Raw genomic sequence first — 20,656 nt, 5'->3', positions numbered from 1 at the left:
ATGCACCCTAACTAGTAGTCAGGATATGACCGAGCCAGAAGACCCCAGCCGTGAGCGCCTCAAGCACCACTTTGCCCAGCGGGTAATTCATCAGGCACGTCAAATTCTTGAGATATGGCAACGCCTGCAACGCAATGAATGGTCCACCACCGACTTGTCGGAACTGAGTGAGGCCAATCTGCGCCTGCTGCGCTTTGCCGAACGTTTCGAGCAACCGGAACACACCCAGTTGGCGCGCCACATCGGCCAGTCGCTGGAAGCGGTGGACGCCAACCGCGGACGGCTGAGCAGCGGACTGATCACTGACCTCAATCGCTTGATGCAGCGCCTGTCCCGCACCGGCTTGCGCCATGGCGATCAGCTCGAACAAACCTTCCTGCCGCCGCTGCGCAAACCGATCTACGTGATGTTGCAGGATCACGACCGGGCCGAGCGGCTGGCCAAGCAACTGGAATTCTTCGGGCTCAGCGCTCAATCCCTCGACAGTGTCGCCGCGTTTCGCTCCTCGATGGTCGAGCGGTTGCCGGCGGCGATTGTCATGGACGTCGATTTCAGTGGCGCCGGCATCGGCCTGAAACTGGCGGCCGAAGCCCAGGAAGGCCTCGATCAGCCCTTGCCGCTGTTGTTTTTCAGCCTGCACGAAACCGATACCCCGACCCGCCTCGCCGCTGTGCGCGCCGGAGGCCAGGAGTTTCTCACCGGCACTCTCGAAGCTTCAAGCCTGCTGGAAAAGATCGAAGTCCTGACCTGCGTCGCCCAATATGAACCTTATAAAGTGCTGATCATCGACGACTCCCGCGCTCAGGCCTTGCACACCGAACGCCTGCTCAACAGCGCCGGGATCGTCACGCGAACTTTGATCGAACCGATCCAGGCCATGGCCGAACTGGCGGATTTCCAGCCGGACCTGATCATCCTCGACATGTACATGCCGGCCTGCACCGGCACTGAACTGGCCAAGGTGATCCGCCATAACGACCGCTATGTCAGCGTGCCGATCATTTATCTGTCGGCCGAAGACGACCTGGACAAGCAGCTCGACGCCATGAGCGAGGGCGGCGACGATTTCCTGACCAAGCCGATCAAGCCACGGCACCTGATCACCACCGTGCGCAACCGCGCGGCACGAGCGCGCAATCTGAAAGCACGGATGGTGCGCGACAGCCTGACCGGCTTGTACAACCACACCCACATTCTGCAATTGCTCGAAGACTGTTCATTCCGTGCCCGTCGCGAAAGTAAGCCGCTGAGCTTTGCGATGCTCGATATCGACCACTTCAAACGGGTCAACGACAGCCACGGCCATCCCATGGGCGACCGAGTGATCAAGAGCCTGGCGCTGTTCCTCAAGCAACGGTTGCGCAAGACCGATTTCATTGGTCGCTACGGTGGTGAAGAGTTCGCCATTGTCATGCCGGACACTGATATCGAATCGGCCTACAAGGTGCTCGATGAAATCCGTCAGCGCTTTGCCGAAATTCACTACCCGGCTCAGCCGCAGGACCTCTGGTGCACCTTCAGCGCCGGCGTCGTCGAACTGCGCGAAGACTCTGACAGCCTGTTGATGGCCAGCCAGGCGGACGAGGCGTTGTACCGTGCGAAGAACGCCGGACGTAACCGCGTACAAGCCGCGCGGGAGTCAAAGCAAAGTGCCACTTTTTCATCTGAATCGACCCATTCGGTCATAACTCTGTAACAGAAACGCAATAACTTCAGGCACTTACCATTCTGCCGTTGGTAGACCATGATGCGCCTGAAGCTGTTGACCAATCTCAATACCCTCCTTTTGGTCGCCGTGTGCGTGGCCCTTGGCGCCACGCTCTGGTGGTCGCAAAAAGCGCTGGAACGCCCCTATCTATTGATGGAGCGTTATCTGGGACTGTCTCAGCAGTTTCAAAATGAAGTGGCACGCAACGTCGAGGATTACCTGGCCAGCGGCGATGCCCTGCGCCTGAGGAGCGCCAGCCAAGCCATCGACGCCTTGCAAAAGGAACTCGGTGAGTTGCCACCGGCATTGGCCGACACCTTGCGTCCGAGCCTGTCGAACCTGGCTGAATTCAGCAAAACCGACCTGTTGGCTGCCGGCAAACTCGCTGGCGACCCGCAGGCGTTGCTGCTGCAAGCCGAACGCGAACTCGGCGCCAGCCTCGATCAGCTCAGCCAATACGCCAGCGGCAACGCGGCGTACCTGACGCCCTTGCTCGTGGCCTCCCAGCACTTGGGCAAACTCTCCTTGGCTCGGAACAAACTGGTCAGTAGTGGTCGCAGCGAACTGGCCGCCGATGTCGAACGCGAAGTCGCTAACATCCGCACTCAAGCCGAGCAACTGGACGCTTTACCGCTGCTGGGTGTGACTGCCAGCACCGAATCGAACACCGATGATTTCGCCGCGATGATGGGTTTGGATAACACCGAGAAAACCGTCGCCGAAGATGCCGGCGTCGGCCTCAAACGCGAACTCAACAGCCTGCTCACCCGCTACCCGGCTGAATTGGCGCGCACTCGCGAACAGATCCAGAAACGCGCCGACCTCAGCACCGCGACGCACTTGAAAATCGCCGCTGTGCAGCAGTCCATCGCCGGGCTGGAACCGGTGGTGCGCGCCCAGCACGGGCAGATCCAGAGCGAAGTGCGGTTGATGCAAGGGGTGATGATCGGGCTGATTCTGCTGATCGCATTGCTCATCGACACCTTGCAGCGACGCCTGGCCCGAACGCTGACCAACCTCGCCCCGGCGCTGTCGACCTGGGCCGAAGGTGACTTCAGCCGCGACATTCAACTGGGCGCGACCAATCGCGAATTGCATGATATTCAAGCCTCGCTCAATCGCTTGCGCGCCTATCTGGTCGACCTGGTCGGCACCATTCGCCTCAACGCCGAGCAAGTCGCCGGCAGCAGCCGAACCTTGGCCGAATTAAGCAATGACCTGCACAGCGGTGCCGAGCATCAGGCCGGCGACACCGCGTTGATCCGCGACTCTCTCGGTGAACTCGAGGCGACGATTCAACAAGTTGCCGGCGACGCCAGCCAGGCTGCCGACGCCAGCCGCCATGCAGGGCTTGCGGTAGAACACGGTCAGAAAGTGATCGGGCTGAGCCTCACCGGTCTGCATGCGTTGGTGGGGGAAGTGCAAGGCAACGCGCAGATGATCGAACATCTGGCCGAGGAGTCGGCGACCATCGGCGGCGTGCTAACGGTGATTCGCTCGATTGCCGACCAGACCAACCTGCTGGCCCTGAACGCCGCCATCGAAGCGGCCCGCGCCGGAGAAATGGGCCGAGGGTTTGCGGTAGTCGCCGAAGAGGTTCGCTCACTGGCGCAACGCACCGCCGGGGCCACGGCCGAGATCCAGACGCTGATCGCCGGCCTGCAAACCGCCGCGCGGCAATCGGTCGAAGGCATGCGCGCTCAAGTTGAACACGCCGAAGCCACGGCCAATCAGGCCCAGGCGGCTGACGGTGCGCTGGATAAAATCGTCGGGGCGATCCAGACCATTTCCGACACCGCCGTGCGCATCGCCGATGTTACCGCCCAGCAGAGCGGCGCGGTCAGCGAAATCCGCGATCACAGTGAGCGGATTCACCAATTGGGTGGGGATAACTTGCTGCGCATCGGCGAGGGGCGTGAACAAGGGGAGAATTTGTTGGTGTTGGGCGGGCGGTTGCATACAGCCGTTCAGGCCTTTCGAGTCTAAGGGCTGCGGGCCCGAACGCAACTAACGAGCTGGACTATCGCCACCTAAGCTCTTGTATGAAAACTCCTATTTAGCCATGCGATGGTTTTTAGTCGTCGTTTTGATGCTAGGGTTTAGCGCTTCAATTAATCGAGCGCGCAACAGGAGTGCCCCGTGATAGTTCCGCCTTCGCCCCCTGGCGTATCTGTGGAGGAAAACATGGCAGTTGCCTTCCATAAGAAAAAAGTTTTGAAAGAGGGATCCGCATTCATTTACTCCTGGTTCTATACCCAGGTCAGAAATCGCGGCCCTTGGGATTACAAAAAACTGTCTCCTGACTATGAGGCTTTCGGTAATTTCAATTACGGCGCGGCCGGGATTGCTGCGGGATTTTCCGAAAGTGTCCTGTTACGTGCCGCCGGTGTTGCCCAGACACAGGCAAAAACGACAAAAGTAGAATTTGGAAGCTGGTGGAGCGAGGCTCCTTTTGGCGATGATCCTGCGGATCAGGAATGGATCAAAAAAGGAGTCCGGTATGCCCGGTTCAGGAACTACTAAAAAAACCGCATACACAATCGTCACCTCTTGCCTGCTAGCGGTATGCCTGATTTACATCGGCTGGACATGGCTTATGTCTTCCAGCGCCCCGGTGTTGACCGATGTAGTACTCAAACTACCCCTTGGTGAAAATGGCTTCATCTACGGTGTCAAGGATGATCAAGGCGGAGCAACAGTGCCGTTCAGCTATCGATACTATGTCTATCGCGAACTGACATCCGATGAACAAATAGCATCTGAGCTAAAGACTGCCGGTCCGTTTCTCGTCACCCGAGATCCAGCCGTAAAGGTCGATGTCCAAGGCTCGGTCATCAATGTATCGACCAACCAGGAAGTCTACGAGTATCACAGCAGCACGCTGTTTCGGCATACCAACAGCACCCACTACACCCCTGTAACAATCAACTTGTGCAACCACGCCAGCGATCAATCAACAAAGTAAGCTCAATGCTGCCCATCGGAGCGACCAGAAAAACCGTCATGATCCGGTAGCACGGGGCGGTCCCCTGGTGTCTGGGTGGGGATAACTTGCTGCGCATCGGTGAGGGGCGTGAGCAAGGGGAGAATTTGTTGGTGCAGGGTGGACGACTGCATACAGCCATTCAGGCCTTCCGCGCCTGATAGACCGCCTTCGCGAACAAGCCCGCTCCCACAGTTGATCGAGTTCTTCCTGAAGAAATGCGATCGAATAATGAAATGGCTACCCCCGCCGCCCCCTGCGATCGCCCACTAAGCTTTCGCAGGGGGCTCACCGGAGACCGTTGCCATGAAAGTAGCTATTGCCGCCATCGATTTGGGAAAACACGCCTTTCACCTGCATGCGCAAGATGATCGAGGCCATGAGCTTTACCGCAAAAAGTTTACTCGCGTGGCGCTCATTCAACACTTGGCGAACCTTGAACCCTGCACCGTCGTGATGGAGGCCTGTGGCGGAGCCCACTTCATGGCGCAGGAGGTCGCCAAGCTGGGGCATACGCCCAAGCTCATTGCTCCTCACCTTGTGCGTCCTTACGTGAAAAGCAACAAGAACGACTTCGCTGATGCCGAGGCGATCTGCGAGGCGGCGACGCGTCCAACGATGCGCTTTGTGCACCCCAAAACCCAGGCTCAGCAAGAGCTGGCCATGCTCAATTCGACACGCGATTCGTTCATCAAGGACCGCACCGCGACCGTCAATCGGATTCACGCCGTTCTTCTGGAGGTGGGCGTCAGCCTGGCCCCAGGCTTCAAATCCATCAAAGAGCTGCCGGCGCTGCTGGAGGCGGGTTCATTTTCTGAGCGCACCAAAAAAATTCTGACGCTGCTGCATGCACACTTCAACTATCTGGATGAGCAGGTCAAGGCAATGGACAAGGACGTGGAATGCCAGGCCGCTGAAGATGATCTGGCGGCCCGTTTGATGACCATGCCGTGTGTCGGCCCGATCACCTCCAGCGTCCTGGCTGCCGAGTTGGGCGATGGCAAACAGTTCAAATGCGGCCGGGGCTATTCGGCCTCGATCGGGCTGGTGCCCAAACAACATTCCACGGGCGGCAAGACCGTACTGCTGGGCATCAGCAAGCGCGGCGATCGCAACCAGAGGCGCCTGCTTGTCCAGTGTGCCCGTGTTTACTTGATGCAGCTGGACCGCCAGAAAGGCTGGCTGGCGGACTGGGTCCGGCAGCTATTGGTCCACCATCACTCCAACCATGTGGTCTGCGCGCTGGCCAACAAGCTGGCGAGGATCGCCTGGGCGATTGCGGCCCACCACACTGAATTCGATGCAGGGCCAGCCGCGATGAACGCCTGACCCTGCTGTCACCCGAGCACCACCCACCTGGTTTTGCGATGCTGGATAACTGATGACGTGAACGGCTAACCGGCCTGACGACAACCCTGAGCTCCCACACGGCTGAAAGGCCGTTCGAATAATTAGGATCGTCGGGCATCGATTCTCATCGAGGCGCGGGGCCACAACCCCACTCAGACGCCGGATAGATGAAAGCAAGCCAAACACGCATCAAAAACAGTATTGCAGAAAAGGGGGTAACCATAGATGTGGGAGCGGGCTTGCTCGCGAAGACGTCGGAACATTCACCACAGAACTCCCCACCCTGCACACCCCGCCGCCGTCCGCTATCATGCCCACACTTTCGATACGCGAGATTGTCATGCGCCGTTTGCTCTGCCTGCTGTTTTTAGTGCTCGCCCTGCCGGCCTCTGCCGCCGGGTTGCTGGACAGTCGGCCCAGTTCCACCCTGGGTTCGATCAACAACAGCGCTGATTTCCTGCCGGTGCGCGAAGCCTTTAAGTTGAGCTTGGTAGAAAGCACGCCGCAATCGATCAAGCTGCGCTTCGTTGCCACCGAGGGTTACTACCTCTATCGCCATCGCTTCCAGTTTCGCGCCGAACCGACCGACGTTGGGCTCGGCCCGGCGCAACTGCCCAAGGGCGAACAAAAGCACGATGAGTTCTTCGGCGATGTCGAGGTTTACCACGGCATTCTCGATATAGATCTGCCGCGCACCGATTCCCGCGCCTTTACGCTGGTCGTGACCTATCAGGGCTGTGCCGACAAAGGCCTGTGTTACCCACCCGAGACCGAACGCCTGAGTATTGATGGCAGCGGCGCCGCGACCACATCCTGGAGCTGGCGCGAACTGGCGCTGTTTTTCCTCGCAGGTGTTGGCCTGACCTTCACCCCCTGCGTGCTGCCGATGCTGCCGATCCTCTCCGGGGTGGTCCTGCGTGGGCAGGTCGGTGGTTTACGCGGTTTCAACCTTTCGCTGGCTTATGTGCTGCCGATGGCCGTTTGTTTCGCCCTGCTCGGTGCGTTGATGGGCATGTTCGGCGCACAGCTCAATCTTCAGGCGCGCTTGCAGTCGGCCTGGGTGCTGGTGCCGTTCGCGATGTTTTTCGCAGTGTTTGCCCTGGCCATGTTTGGCGTCTTCGAACTGAAACTTCCCCACGCCATCAGCAGCCGCCTGGACCGGATTGCCGGGCGTACCGAAGGCGGCTCACTGTGGGGCGCGGCGGTGCTGGGCGTGGTGTCTAGCCTGCTGGTTTCGCCTTGTGTATCGGCACCACTGGCCGGCGCGCTGCTGTATATCAGCGCCAGCGGCGATGCTCTGGGTGGCGGATTGAAATTGTTCATGCTCGGCCTGGGCATGGGTGCGCCGCTGTTGCTGGTAGCGACCGGCGGCGCGGCCTGGCTGCCGAAAAGCGGTCCGTGGCTGATCTACGTGAAAAACGCGATTGGGGTGCTGCTGCTGGGGCTGGCGATTGCCTTGCTCAGTCGGGTACTGCCGGGCCAGATCACCTTGCTGTTGATCGGCTTGCTCGCCGGTGGCGTCGGGTTGTTTATGGGCGCACTGGAATTCGTCTATAAACCGCCAAGAAAACGCCTGGGGCAATTGCTCGGGATGTTCCTGTTGTTTTATGCCCTGGCCTGTTGGTACGGCGCCTTCAGCGGCCAGACCGATCCGTTCAACCCTATTGGCCAGCCGCGCAATGTCGCCGACAAAGGTCAACCGCAAATCGTCGGCAACTGGCAAACCATCACCACGCCAGCCGAACTGGACCGCGTCCTCGCCGAAGCCAAATCCTCCGGCACGCCGCTACTGCTCGACTGGTACGCCGACTGGTGCATCAGCTGCAAAGTCATCGAACACGAAGTCCTCAACGATGCCAATGTCGTCGAACGCCTCAAAGGTTATCGATTGATCCGTTTCGACATCACCGCCAGCAACGCCGAACAACGCGCCCTGCTTGACCGCTACAAGCTGTTCGGTCCTCCGGCACTGATGTTTTTTGGCAAAGATGGCGTCGAACATGCCGATGTGCGGGTGATCGGCGAGATCAGCGCGAAAAACTTCGCCGAACGTGTTGCGAAAGCAAATGACCGGATTTAATGACCCGGTCACATATTTCGCGTAAACATCGGCCATCGTGCTGGCTATTGCATAGAACTGGACAGTCACAAAGGCTTTGCGGCATAGTCGCCGGGTTCTGACAATTGCATACAGATGACAAAGGAGCAGCAGATGGCGACCCTATTGGTTTTACACGGCCCCAACCTGAACCTGCTCGGCACCCGGGAACCGGGCGTCTACGGTGCAACGACGCTGGCGCAGATCAATCAGGATCTGGAACAGCGGGCGCGCAATGCCGGCCACCATTTGCTCTACCTGCAAAGCAACGCCGAGTACGAGTTGATCGATCGCATCCACGCTGCTCGCGGCGAAGGTGTGGATTTCATTCTGATCAATCCAGCAGCTTTTACGCATACAAGTGTCGCATTACGTGACGCGCTGCTGGCAGTGAGCATCCCATTCATCGAAGTGCATTTGTCTAACGTGCACAAACGCGAACCTTTCCGCCATCACTCTTACTTCTCCGATGTAGCGGTAGGAGTGATCTGCGGCCTTGGCGCCAGCGGTTATCGACTGGCCCTGGAGGCCGCACTAGAGCAGCTTGAAAGACAGGCAACGGCTTGAACAACAAGCGTTAAACGCCCCTGACCGACCCTTGGGAGTTGATGATTCATGGATATCCGTAAAGTTAAGAAACTGATCGAATTGCTGGAAGAGTCCGGTATCGACGAGCTCGAGATCAAGGAAGGCGAAGAGTCCGTACGCATCAGCCGTCACAGCAAGACGCCGGCTCAGCAGTACTACGCTCCCGCTCCTATGCATGCTCCGGCGCCGGCGCCGGCGCCTGTCGCTGCTGCTCCGGTTGCCGCCGCTGCTCCTGCAGCTCCGGCCGCGCCTGTGCTGAACGGCAACGTTGCCCGTTCGCCGATGGTCGGTACTTTCTATCGTAAATCTTCGCCGTCCTCGCCGTCCTTCGTTGAAGTCGGCCAGACCGTGAAGAAAGGCGACACTCTGTGCATCGTCGAAGCCATGAAGATGATGAACCACATCGAAGCTGAAGCCAGCGGTGTGATCGAATCCATCCTCGTCGAAGACGGCCAGCCGGTTGAGTACGACCAACCGCTGTTCACCATCGTTTGAACCGCGGAGAAACTTTGATGACTGCGAAGTTGGAAAAAGTTCTGATCGCCAACCGCGGTGAGATCGCCCTGCGGATTCTGCGTGCCTGTAAAGAGATGGGCATCAAGACTGTCGCCGTTTACTCCAAGGCCGACAAAGAGCTGATGCACCTGGGCCTGGCAGACGAATCCGTCTGCATCGGTCCGGCATCGGCCGCGCACTCTTACCTGCACATTCCGGCCATCATCGCCGCGGCTGAAGTGACCGGCGCTACCGCCATTCACCCAGGCTACGGCTTCCTTGCGGAAAACGCCGACTTTGCCGAACAGGTCGAGAACTCCGGCTTCGCGTTCATTGGCCCGAAAGCCGAGACCATTCGCCTGATGGGCGACAAGGTATCGGCCAAGCACGCCATGATCGCTGCCGGCGTTCCAACCGTTCCGGGTTCTGACGGCCCACTGCCTGAAGACGAAGAAACCGCTCTGCGCATCGGTCGCGAAGTCGGTTATCCGGTGATCATCAAAGCCGCTGGCGGCGGCGGTGGTCGAGGCATGCGCGTAGTTCATAAGGAAGAAGACCTGATCTCCTCGGCGAAACTGACCCGCTCCGAAGCGGGCGCAGCGTTCGGCAACCCGATGGTCTATCTGGAAAAATTCCTGACCAACCCACGCCACGTGGAAGTTCAGGTGCTTTCCGATGGCCAAGGCCATGCTATCCATTTGGGCGACCGCGATTGCTCGCTGCAACGTCGTCACCAGAAGGTTCTCGAAGAAGCGCCGGCACCGGGCATCGACGAGAACGCGCGCGAGGAAGTCCTCGCACGCTGTGTCAGGGCCTGTATCGACATTGGCTATCGTGGCGCTGGCACCTTCGAGTTCCTGTACGAAAACGGCCACTTCTACTTCATCGAGATGAATACTCGTGTCCAGGTAGAGCACCCGGTTTCGGAAATGGTCACCGGCATCGACATCGTCAAGGAGATGCTCAGCATCGCCGCTGGCAACAAGCTGTCGTACACCCAGGATGACGTCGTTATCCGCGGTCACGCGCTGGAATGCCGGATCAACGCCGAAGACCCGAAAACCTTCATGCCTAGCCCAGGCACGGTCAAGCATTTCCACGCTCCAGGCGGCAATGGCGTTCGCGTCGATTCGCACCTGTACAGTGGCTATGCCGTTCCGCCGAACTACGATTCGTTGATCGGCAAGCTGATCACCTACGGCGCAAACCGTGACGAAGCCATGGCGCGCATGCGCAATGCGCTGGACGAAATTGTTGTCGACGGGATCAAGACCAACATCCCGCTGCACCGCGATCTGGTCCGTGATGCTGGCTTCTGCGAAGGCGGAGTCAACATCCACTACCTGGAACACAAGCTGGCTGGCGAAAAGCACTAAGCTGTGATCCATACCAACAAAGCCGCTTTCGAGCGGCTTTGTTGTTTCTGGAGATTGTTGATTTCTTTTGATGCATACAAAACCCTGTGGCGAGGAGGTTTGCCCCCGTTCGGATGCGTAGCAGCCGCAAAGCCGGCAGATGCGTATCGTAAGGAGAAACTTCGGCGCTTCGATGGGGGACGGCTTCGCAGTCCAACGGGGGCAAGCCCCCTCGCCACAGGTACCCGTTCATCCCGTCATTCCTTGGCTACCCGGTCGTCTTCTGCCTCGCGCTCGCGTAAACTTGCGCGCTTCTCGCAGCCCGCTAGGCTGCAATCTATATTTTTCAAAGGTGCCCGCCATGCCTTGGCTGCAAGTCCGTCTCGCCATCAGCCCAGAACAAGCCGAAACCTACGAAGACGCGTTCCTTGAAGTGGGCGCCGTGTCGGTGACTTTCATGGACGCCGAAGATCAGCCGATCTTCGAACCGGAACTCAACACCACCCCGCTGTGGTCGCACACTCACCTGCTGGCCTTGTTCGAAGGCGGCACCGAAGCCGCCAGCGTACTGGCCCACCTCGAGTTGCTGACCGGCAGCCCGCTGCCCGAGCATCACAGCGAAGTGATTGAAGACCAGGACTGGGAACGCAGCTGGATGGACGGTTTCCAGCCGATGCGCTTCGGTCAGCGCCTGTGGATCGTCCCGAGCTGGCACGCCGCGCCTGAGCCGGACGCGGTGAACCTGCTGCTGGACCCAGGCCTGGCGTTCGGCACCGGCACTCATCCGACCACTGCACTGTGCCTGGAATGGCTCGACGGTCAGGACCTGAAAGATTGCAACGTGCTCGACTTCGGTTGCGGCTCAGGGATTCTGGCGATTGCCGCGCTGTTGCTGGGCGCCAAGCAAGCCGTCGGCACGGACATCGACGTGCAGGCGCTGGAAGCCTCCCGCGACAATGCCGGGCGCAACAACATTGCCGACGAACTCTTCCCGCTGTATCTGCCGCAAGACCTGCCACAGGTTCAGGCCGACGTGCTGGTGGCCAACATTCTTGCCGGCCCGCTGGTTTCGCTGGCGCCGCAACTGTCCAGCCTGGTCAAGCCGGGCGGTCGCTTGGCGCTGTCGGGCATCCTCGCCGAACAAGGTGAAGAAGTCGCCGCCGCCTACGCTCAGGACTTCGATCTGGACCCGATTGCCAATCGCGACGGCTGGGTACGCATTACTGGCCGTCGGCGCTAGAATGAGCGCCTGCATAAACCGGATTTCCGCATGACCGACAGCTTCGTCACCCAGTGCCCGCATTGCCAAACCAGCTTCCGCGTCAACCATGCTCAGTTGAGCGCGGCCCGTGGAGTGGTTCGCTGCGGCTCTTGCTTGCAGGTGTTCAACGCCGCCAAGCAGTTACTCGAGCAGCGGGCCGGCAAGGAGACGGTCAAACCGGTCGCACCGGCGCCCGTCGAACCGCCTGTGCAGCGAGCCATCAGCCAAAAGCAATGGACCGCTGCAGAAATGGATCTGGACAGCCTGGATCTGGACGAAGAGCTCGCCCGGCTTGAACAGCGGGAAATCCAGCCAACAACGGAATTCACTCGGCCCCGCGAAGACAGCCTCAGCGCTCGCCGCGATACCACCGAGCACGATCAGGAGCCCTGGTCCGACAGTCTCTTCAGCGAATCGGCCGCCGATCGCGCACAAACCGTCGACGCCCCCACACCAGAACCGACGATCGAGCCGAGCAAACACTCGCGCACCGAGCCTTCGCTGTCGCTGGAGCCCGCGGATCTGGACGACGAACCCGAGATCCAACAGCTGCGCCTGCACGACCCGCTCGACGCCCCGATCCCCTTTGGCAGCCTGTCGGCGACTCCCGATGAAGTCGACGACGACCTGCCCTCGGTCGAGCCCCTGCGCAAGCGACGCGAACGCAGCGGACCGGCCCTGCGCGCGGAAGTGTTGGAGGACTTGACCGACGACCCGCTGCAACTGGATTGGAAAAAACGTCGCTCCCCCTGGGGTCGGCGCTTTTTCTGGCTGCTGCTGATCCTGCTCGCCGCCGCCGGCCTCGCTGGCCAATACGTCGCCTACCACTTCGACGAACTGGCGCGCCAGGACCAGTACCGTCCGTGGTTCCAGCAACTGTGCCCGCAAATCGGCTGCACCGTGCCGTCCAAGGTCGACATCGCAAAAGTCAAAAGCAGCAACCTGGTGGTCCGCAGCCACCCGGACTTCAACGGTGCACTGGTGGTCGATGCCATCATTTACAATCGCGCGCCCTTCTCCCAGCCCTTCCCGTTGCTGGAACTGCGCTTTGCCGACTTGAACGGCCACCTGATCGCCAGCCGTCGCTTCAAGCCCGGCGAGTACCTCAGCGGCGACCTCGAAGGCCTCGCGGAAATGCCACCACAAACGCCGATCCATATCGCGCTGGACATTCTCGATCCAGGCCCCAAAGCGGTGAACTACAGCCTGAGCTTTCATTCCCCCGAGTGAAACGCTCGAGTGTTACAGGCTTGACGGCAGTTTTCTGACTTTGACCGTTCCAACCAAACCGCTGGCGATAACGAATTAACTGTTCAGATTTTATCCAATTCAGCCTTTATCCAGTCATCGAGAGCGGGTATCATGCCAACCCTTTTTCGAACTCTCATGATCCGGCCCCACAACAGGGAAGTCCTATGTCGGCGGTACGCATCGGTCCATATACATTGCACAACGGCTTGATTCTCGCCCCCATGGCGGGTGTCACCGATCAGCCCTTTCGTCAGCTGTGCAAGCGACTGGGCGCGGGCCTTGTAGTCTCGGAAATGGTCACCAGCGACATGAGCTTGTGGAACACCCGCAAATCGCGGATGCGCATGATCCACGAAGGTGATCCCGAGCCCCGCTCGGTACAGATCGCTGGCGGAGATGCGCAGATGCTGGCGGATGCAGCCCGGGCCAACGTCGAACTGGGGGCACAGATTATTGATATCAACATGGGCTGTCCGGCGAAGAAGGTCTGCAACAAGGCCGCTGGCTCCGCCCTGTTGAAAGATGAAGCATTGGTGACCGAGATCCTGCAGGCCGTGGTGGCTGCGGTTGATGTGCCGGTCACTCTGAAGATCCGTACCGGCTGGGACCGGGCGAACAAGAACGGCCTGACCGTGGCGAAGATCGCCGAACAGGCAGGCATTACGGCGTTGGCGGTACATGGCCGAACCCGTGCCGATCTGTATACCGGTGAAGCCGAGTACGACACCATTGCCGCGATCAAGCAGGCGGTGTCGATTCCGGTCTTCGCCAATGGCGATATCGATTCGCCAGAGAAAGCCCGGTACGTGCTCGACGCGACCGGTGCCGATGGCCTGTTGGTGGGTCGGGCTGCCCAGGGGCAGCCATGGATTTTTCGTGAAATCGACCATTATCTGCGTACCGGCGAAAAGCTCCCGGCACCGGAACTGATCGAGGTGGAACGTATTCTGCTTGAGCATCTGGCTGCGCTGCATGCCTTCTATGGCGACGTCATGGGCGTGCGCATAGCTCGCAAGCATGTGGGCTGGTATCTCGCAACCTTACCGGGCGCCAGGGAGTTTCGCGCCCACTTCAATCGTTTGGAAGATACGGAAGCACAATGCGCCTACGTTCGGGCCTTCTTCGCCGAACGCTACAAGAGCCTGACAGGGGACGGAGAAGGGGTGGCTGCATGACGATGATGACCGAGACTTTAGTGAGTGGAACAACACCCGTGAGCGACAACGTGAATTTGAAACAGCACCTCAACACGCCGAGCGAAGAAGGTCAGACCCTTCGCGGGAGTGTCGAGAAGGCGCTGCACAATTATTTCGCCCACCTTGAGGGCGCTGCCGTCACGGATGTGTACAACCTGGTGCTCTCCGAAGTCGAGGCTCCCCTGCTCGAATGCGTGATGAACTACGTCAAGGGCAACCAGACCAAGGCCAGTGAGCTGCTCGGGTTGAACCGGGGCACCCTGCGCAAGAAACTCAAGCAGTACGATTTGCTGTAAGCATTCAATCAAACCAGAAAGGCGCCCGCGTAAAATCGGTCGCCTTTTTTGCTGACTCCTTTGCTTTTGATGGAAATTGAAATGACCGACCAGACTACCCGCCTGCCGATCCGCCGCGCCTTGATCAGCGTTTCCGACAAGACCGGGATCCTTGAATTCGCCAAGGAGCTCGAAGCCCTGGGCGTCGAGATCCTCTCCACCGGCGGGACGTTCAAGCTGCTGCGCGACAACGGCGTTGCCGCAGTGGAAGTCGCGGATTACACCGGTTTCGCAGAAATGATGGACGGTCGGGTAAAAACCCTGCACCCGAAAATCCACGGCGGGATCCTTGGTCGTCGCGGTATCGACGATGCCATCATGAACGAGCACGGCATCAAGCCGATCGATCTGGTTGCGGTCAACCTGTACCCGTTCGAAGCCACCATCAACAAGCCAGGCTGCGACCTGCCGACCGCCATCGAAAACATCGACATCGGCGGCCCGACCATGGTCCGTTCGGCAGCCAAGAACCACAAAGATGTGGCCATCGTGGTGAATGCCAGTGATTACGCCAACGTCCTGGAAAGCCTCAAGGCCGGCGGCCTGACCTACGCTCAGCGTTTCGACCTGATGCTCAAGGCCTTCGAACACACTGCCGCCTATGACGGCATGATTGCCAATTACATGGGCACCGTGAACCAGGCGGCTGAAACCCTCTCGACCTCCGGCCGCAGCGAATTCCCGCGCACCTTCAACAGCCAGTTCATCAAGGCTCAGGAAATGCGCTACGGCGAGAACCCGCACCAGAGCGCGGCGTTCTACGTTGAAGCCAAGCCTGCCGAAGTCGGCATCGCCACCGCGACCCAACTGCAAGGCAAAGAGCTGTCGTTCAACAACGTGGCCGACACCGACGCCGCGCTGGAATGTGTGAAGAGCTTCGTCAAGCCGGCCTGCGTGATCGTCAAGCACGCCAACCCGTGCGGCGTGGCCGTGAGCCCGGACGCTGAAGGCGGCATCCGTCAGGCCTACGAACTGGCCTACGCCACCGACACCGAATCGGCGTTCGGCGGCATCATCGCGTTCAACCGCGAGCTGGATGCTGAAACCGCCAAGGCCATCGTCGAGCGTCAGTTCGTCGAAGTGATCATCGCCCCGTCCGTCAGCGCAGAAGCCCGCGCCATCGTGGCTGCAAAAGCCAACGTACGCCTGCTGGCCTGCGGCGAGTGGTCGGCTGATCGCGCTCCGGCCTGGGACTACAAGCGCGTCAATGGCGGTTTGCTGGTACAGAGCCGCGACATTGGCATGATCGGCAGCGAAGACCTGAAAGTGGTAACCAAACGCGCGCCGACCGAACAGGAAATCAACGACCTGATCTTCGCCTGGAAAGTCGCCAAGTACGTGAAGTCCAACGCCATCGTCTACGCCAAGAACCGTCAGACCATTGGTGTCGGCGCCGGCCAGATGAGCCGCGTGAACTCCGCTCGTATCGCCGCGATCAAGGCTGAACACGCCGGTTTGCAGGTAGCAGGCTCGGTGATGGCCTCCGACGCCTTTTTCCCGTTCCGCGATGGTCTGGACAATGCGGCCAAGGTCGGTATCACTGCGGTGATCCAGCCAGGTGGCTCGATGCGTGATAACGAAGTGATTGCTGCAGCTGATGAAGCCGGCATCGCCATGGTCTTCACCGGCATGCGCCACTTCCGTCACTGATACGACGATCGAATGTGGGAGCGGGCTTGCTCGCGAAGACGGCGGCACATCCACCATAGATGTGACTGACAGACCGCTTTCGCGAGCAAGCCCGCTCCCACACAAAGCACCAACGGTGCTATCCAGAATTAGCGTCATCCGAGGTTTTTGAAATGAATGTTTTGATCATTGGCAGCGGTGGCCGTGAACACGCCCTGGCCTGGAAAGTGGCTCAGGATCCGCGCGTGCAGAAAGTTTTCGTTGCCCCGGGCAACGCCGGCACCGCCATTGAAGCCAAGTGCGAGAACGTCGCTATCGACGTGCTGGCTCTTGAGCAGTTGGCTGACTTTGCCGAGAAAAATGTTTCCCTGACCATCGTCGGCCCGGAAGTACCGCTGGTCGCCGGTGTCGTCGATCTGTTCCGCTCCCGTGGCCTGGATTGCTTCGGGCCGACCGCTGGCGCTGCTCAGCTGGAAGGCTCGAAAGCCTTCACCAAAGACTTCCTGGCTCGCCACAAGATCCCGACTGCCGACTACCAGAACTTCACCGAGATCGAGCCAGCCCTGGCTTATCTGCGTGAAAAAGGCGCACCGATCGTGATCAAGGCCGATGGCCTGGCCGCCGGTAAAGGCGTGATCGTGGCCATGACCCTGAGCGAAGCCGAAGACGCGGTGCGCGACATGCTCGCAGGCAACGCGTTTGGCGACGCCGGTTCCCGCGTGGTGATCGAAGAGTTCCTGGATGGCGAAGAAGCCAGCTTCATCGTCATGGTCGATGGCAAGAACGTATTGCCGATGGCCACCAGTCAGGACCACAAACGCGTCGGCGACGGCGATACCGGCCCGAACACCGGCGGCATGGGCGCTTACTCGCCGGCTCCGGTCGTTACGACCGAAGTCCATCAGCGGGTCATGGACCTGGTGATCTGGCCGACCGTGCGTGGCATGGCCGAGGAAGGTAACGTCTACACCGGCTTCCTCTATGCCGGCCTGATGATCGACAAGGCGGGGAATCCAAAAGTTATCGAGTTCAACTGCCGTTTCGGCGATCCTGAGACCCAACCGGTGATGCTGCGTTTGCAGTCGAGCCTGGTGTTGCTGGTCGAAGCAGCCCTGGCGCAAGCGCTGGACAAGGTCGAAGCACAATGGGATCCACGTCCGAGCGTTGGCATCGTATTGGCCGCTGGCGGTTACCCGGGTGACTACGCCAAAGGCGTTGCGATCAACGGCCTGGATGCAGCCGCGACACTGGAAGGCAAAGTCTTCCATGCCGGTACTGCGCTCAAGGACGGTCAGGTAGTGACCGCCGGTGGTCGGGTGCTGTGCGCAACCGCCATGGGCACCAGTGTCGATGCAGCCCAGCAGCAAGCTTACAAACTGGCAGCTAAAATCGACTGGGAAGGCTGCTTCTACCGCAAGGACATTGGCTACCGCGCCATTGCCCGCGAGCGTAGCGAAAATCAGGAATAAGCCATCCATTCGGCCAGGCAAGGGCTTGCGGCCCTTGCCTGACTATTCCGGCGCCGCGCATAGTTATACTTTGGCATTAACCTACGAAGGGATTTCGCCGTGCGCTGGCTCAGGATTGCCATAGGCTTCACCGTCACTCTGCTGACCTTGCTCTGCATGCTCCCGGCCCAAGCCGCGCAAGGCAGTGGCTGGGCGGTATTGCTCGACGAACAAGGCGACCTGCAGCTGAGCGACATCCGCTCCAGCCGCTACACCAATCAATTCAGCCCCATCGAACTCGAGCGCCTCACCGCGGCCGCGCCCGAGGGTGCGCTATGGCTGCGTTTCAGGCTCGCGCCCGGCAAGCATGAACAGTTGCTGCGAGTGTTTGCACCGGACCTGTCGCACCTCAATCTGTATGTGCTCGACGGCGACCAGTTGATCGATCAATTGAATACCGGTGGCGGGCAACTCCAGACTACGCGCCCCCTCCCCAGCAGCGACTTCATGTTGCCGCTGCCACAAAGCGACAAAACCCTCGACGTCTACTTGCGGTTGGTCTCCGAACACCAGTTGCGGCCTTATATCACCCTGCAATCGGCGGTCATGACCGCGGCCACTCAGAACCTGACGCTGATCTACGGCCTGCTCTTTGGCTGCCTCGGGATGCTGATCCTGCATAACCTGACCCGTTACATCTACACCCGCTCACGCAGCAGCCTCTGGCTGGCGGCGTGCGAAGGATTGTTGCTGCTCAGTCTGGTGTTGCTGCTGAACCTGGCCCGGCCATGGTTGCCGAACTGGTCCGCCGTGCAAACACCCGGTGCCTACCTCGCCTTGCTGATGACCGCGCCTTGCGGCCTGATGTTCGCCTACCGTTTCTTCGCCCCGCTCGGCCCACACCCGCTAAACAAGCTGCTGCTGGGGGATATCCTGTTCATCGTGGCCTGCGGCCTGCTGTTGTTGTTCGTCAACACGCTGCCGCTGAACCTCATCACCTACGCCCTGGTTGCCCTGGCCGGCCTGAGTATGTTGTTCGTCGGTGCCCATCACTGGCAAAAAGGTTATCGCCCGGCGCGCCTGTTCGTGGCGGCCATGGTGGTATTCAACCTCGGCACATTGATTATCCTGCCGGCACTGCAGGGGCTGACCCTTGTCGCTCCGCAAGGCCTGATCATTATTCTGCTGGTGTTTATCTGTATCAGTGGCCTGTTGATGAGTATTGCCTTGGGCGAGCGACAGCGCAGCATCACCGAAGACCGTTTCAGCGTCAGTCGCGATCTGGCCGCCAGCAACGCCGAGATCAACGCCAAAGCCGAATTTCTGGCGAAGATCAGCCATGAAATCCGCACCCCGATGAATGGCGTGCTGGGCATGACCGAACTTCTGCTGGGCACACCGCTGTCGGTCAAGCAGCGCGACTATGTGCAGACCATCCACAGCGCCGGCAACGAGTTGCTGACACTGATCAACGAAATTCTCGACATCTCCAAACTCGAGTCCGGACAGATCGAACTGGACGACGTGCAGTTCGACCTCAACGCCCTGATCGAAGACTGCCTGAGCATCTTCCGCGCCAAGGCTGAACAGCAGAACGTCGAGCTGATCAGCTTTATCCAGCCGCAAGTACCACGCGTCATCAGTGGTGATCCGACACGCCTGCGCCAGACCCTGCTGAGCCTGCTGGAAAACGCCCTGAAGAAAACCGACGAAGGCGAGATTCTGATCGTCGTCGCCCTGGATGAACGCAGCGCCAAACCGCGGCTGCGCATCGCCGTGCAGGACAGCGGCCAGCCCATGGAGGCGGAAGAACGCGACGCGTTGATGCATGCCGAACTGCACAGCAAGCATTTTCTCTCGGCTACCAGCCTGGGGGGCAATCTTGGGCTGGTCATCGCCCGTCAGCTGATCCGTTTGATGCAGGGTGAGTTCGGCATCAAGAGCGGAGCCAACCAGGGCAGCACATTGTGGCTGACCCTGCCACTGGACCCGGACCGTCTCGAACATCCGACGTCGGACCTGGACAGCCCGCTGCAAGGCGCACGCGTACTGGTCGTGGACGACAACGACACCTGTCGCAAGGTGCTGGTGCAGCAGTGCAGCGCCTGGGGCTTGAATGTCAGCGCCGTGCCATCCGGCAAGGAGGCCCTGGCGCTGCTGCGCACCAAGGCCCATCTGCGCGATTATTTCGACGTGGTCCTGCTGGACCAGAACATGCCCGGCATGACCGGCATGCAACTGGCCGCCAAGATCAAGGAAGACCCGAGCCTGAACCATGACATTCTGCTGATCATGCTCACCGGCATCAGCAATGCCCCGAGCAAGATCATCGCGCGCAATGCCGGGATCAAACGCATTCTCGCCAAACCGGTGGCCGGCTATACTCTCAAGACCACGCTGGCGGACGAGCTGAACCAGCGCAACAAAGGCCTTTCCGTTTCACAGCAGCTGCCCACCGGCCCGACCCTTCCGGTCAAGGTGCCCAGCGATTTCCGCATCCTGGTGGCCGAAGACAACAGCATCTCGACCAAGGTCATACGCGGCATGCTGGGCAAGCTCAACCTGCAACCGGACACCGCCAGCAATGGTGAAGAAGCCTTGCAGGCAATGAAAGCCCAGCGCTACGACCTGGTACTGATGGACTGTGAAATGCCCATTCTCGACGGTTTCTCCGCCACCCAGCAGCTACGTGCCTGGGAAGTCGGCAACCAGCGGATTCGCACCCCCGTGGTAGCGTTGACCGCACACATCCTCGCCGAGCACAAAGAGCGCGCGCGCCAGGCGGGCATGGACGGGCACATGGCCAAACCGGTCGAGCTGTCGCAGTTGCGCGACCTGATCGAGCATTGGGTTGCCCAGCGTGATCAGCAGAACCGTGCAGCGGTTCAGACCTCCTGAGCCGACAGCCCCCGCAGCGCCTGATAGACTCCCCCTCGACTTCCCTCGCCAGTGAGCTTGC

15 protein-coding genes and 1 pseudogene are annotated in these 20,656 nt (G+C 59.8%); all 16 read left to right on the top strand.

Going from position 1 to position 20,656, the window contains the following annotated elements; translation table 11 throughout:
* The first annotated feature begins 25 nt into the window (after positions 1-25).
* The 16 genes and pseudogenes from gcbA to AB7M29_RS06415 all read left to right on the top strand — a co-directional run bounded on the left by gcbA (position 26) and on the right by AB7M29_RS06415 (position 20,595).
* Positions 26-1,696 (top strand): diguanylate cyclase GcbA, encoded by a 1,671-nt coding sequence (gene gcbA, locus AB7M29_RS06490; protein ID WP_217855715.1) that lies wholly within the window; start codon positions 26-28, stop codon positions 1,694-1,696.
* Between the two features lie 1,491 nt (positions 1,697-3,187).
* A pseudogene (locus AB7M29_RS06485) lies at positions 3,188-3,694 on the top strand (methyl-accepting chemotaxis protein); the annotation flags it as partial.
* Positions 3,695-3,892: 198 nt separating this feature from the next.
* Complete coding sequence (locus AB7M29_RS06480; protein ID WP_217855713.1) at positions 3,893-4,231, top strand: polymorphic toxin type 44 domain-containing protein; 339 nt, start codon at positions 3,893-3,895, stop codon at positions 4,229-4,231.
* The gene (locus AB7M29_RS06475; protein WP_217855711.1) at positions 4,209-4,673 is read left to right on the top strand and encodes a hypothetical protein; all 465 of its coding nucleotides are present in this window, start codon (positions 4,209-4,211) and stop codon (positions 4,671-4,673) included. The genes AB7M29_RS06480 and AB7M29_RS06475 overlap by 23 nt, the downstream gene beginning before the upstream one ends.
* A gap of 324 nt (positions 4,674-4,997) precedes the next feature.
* Complete coding sequence (locus AB7M29_RS06470) at positions 4,998-6,020, top strand: IS110 family transposase (protein ID WP_454246555.1); 1,023 nt, start codon at positions 4,998-5,000, stop codon at positions 6,018-6,020.
* 361 nt (positions 6,021-6,381) lie between these two features.
* Positions 6,382-8,121: a protein-disulfide reductase DsbD gene (locus AB7M29_RS06465; RefSeq protein WP_217855709.1), complete on the top strand. Its 1,740-nt coding sequence runs from the start codon at positions 6,382-6,384 to the stop codon at positions 8,119-8,121.
* Positions 8,122-8,253: 132 nt separating this feature from the next.
* Positions 8,254-8,706, top strand: coding sequence for a type II 3-dehydroquinate dehydratase (gene aroQ, locus AB7M29_RS06460; RefSeq protein ID WP_007937215.1), 453 nt, complete (start codon positions 8,254-8,256; stop codon positions 8,704-8,706).
* 48 nt (positions 8,707-8,754) lie between these two features.
* Positions 8,755-9,222, top strand: a complete 468-nt coding sequence (gene accB / locus AB7M29_RS06455) for an acetyl-CoA carboxylase biotin carboxyl carrier protein (RefSeq protein WP_429432092.1) — start codon at positions 8,755-8,757, stop codon at positions 9,220-9,222.
* 17 nt (positions 9,223-9,239) lie between these two features.
* Positions 9,240-10,598 (top strand): acetyl-CoA carboxylase biotin carboxylase subunit, encoded by a 1,359-nt coding sequence (accC, locus tag AB7M29_RS06450; protein ID WP_052965846.1) that lies wholly within the window; start codon positions 9,240-9,242, stop codon positions 10,596-10,598.
* A 340-nt stretch (positions 10,599-10,938) separates the two neighbouring features.
* Entirely contained in the window at positions 10,939-11,817 is an 879-nt protein-coding gene (prmA, locus tag AB7M29_RS06445) for a 50S ribosomal protein L11 methyltransferase (RefSeq protein ID WP_052965847.1), read from the top strand.
* Positions 11,818-11,847: 30 nt separating this feature from the next.
* The gene (locus AB7M29_RS06440) at positions 11,848-13,068 is read left to right on the top strand and encodes a DUF3426 domain-containing protein (protein WP_217855707.1); all 1,221 of its coding nucleotides are present in this window, start codon (positions 11,848-11,850) and stop codon (positions 13,066-13,068) included.
* 185 nt (positions 13,069-13,253) lie between these two features.
* Positions 13,254-14,264, top strand: a complete 1,011-nt coding sequence (gene dusB / locus AB7M29_RS06435) for a tRNA dihydrouridine synthase DusB (RefSeq protein ID WP_007907421.1) — start codon at positions 13,254-13,256, stop codon at positions 14,262-14,264.
* Positions 14,261-14,581, top strand: a complete 321-nt coding sequence (gene fis, locus AB7M29_RS06430) for a DNA-binding transcriptional regulator Fis (RefSeq protein ID WP_007907419.1) — start codon at positions 14,261-14,263, stop codon at positions 14,579-14,581. Before dusB ends, fis begins: the two co-directional genes overlap by 4 nt.
* A gap of 81 nt (positions 14,582-14,662) precedes the next feature.
* Positions 14,663-16,270 carry a bifunctional phosphoribosylaminoimidazolecarboxamide formyltransferase/IMP cyclohydrolase gene (gene purH, locus AB7M29_RS06425; protein WP_217855705.1) on the top strand — a complete coding sequence of 536 codons (1,608 nt, stop codon included), beginning with the start codon at positions 14,663-14,665 and terminating at the stop codon, positions 16,268-16,270.
* Positions 16,271-16,422: 152 nt separating this feature from the next.
* Positions 16,423-17,718: a phosphoribosylamine--glycine ligase gene (gene purD / locus AB7M29_RS06420; protein WP_454246554.1), complete on the top strand. Its 1,296-nt coding sequence runs from the start codon at positions 16,423-16,425 to the stop codon at positions 17,716-17,718.
* Between the two features lie 99 nt (positions 17,719-17,817).
* Positions 17,818-20,595 (top strand): hybrid sensor histidine kinase/response regulator, encoded by a 2,778-nt coding sequence (locus AB7M29_RS06415; RefSeq protein WP_217855702.1) that lies wholly within the window; start codon positions 17,818-17,820, stop codon positions 20,593-20,595.
* Positions 20,596-20,656 lie beyond the last annotated feature (61 nt).

It is taken from the genome of Pseudomonas sp. F-14 TE3623 (assembly GCF_053629015.1).
The sequence above is the reverse complement of the archived record's forward strand: the minus strand, read 5'-3'. Positions and strand labels throughout refer to the sequence as shown.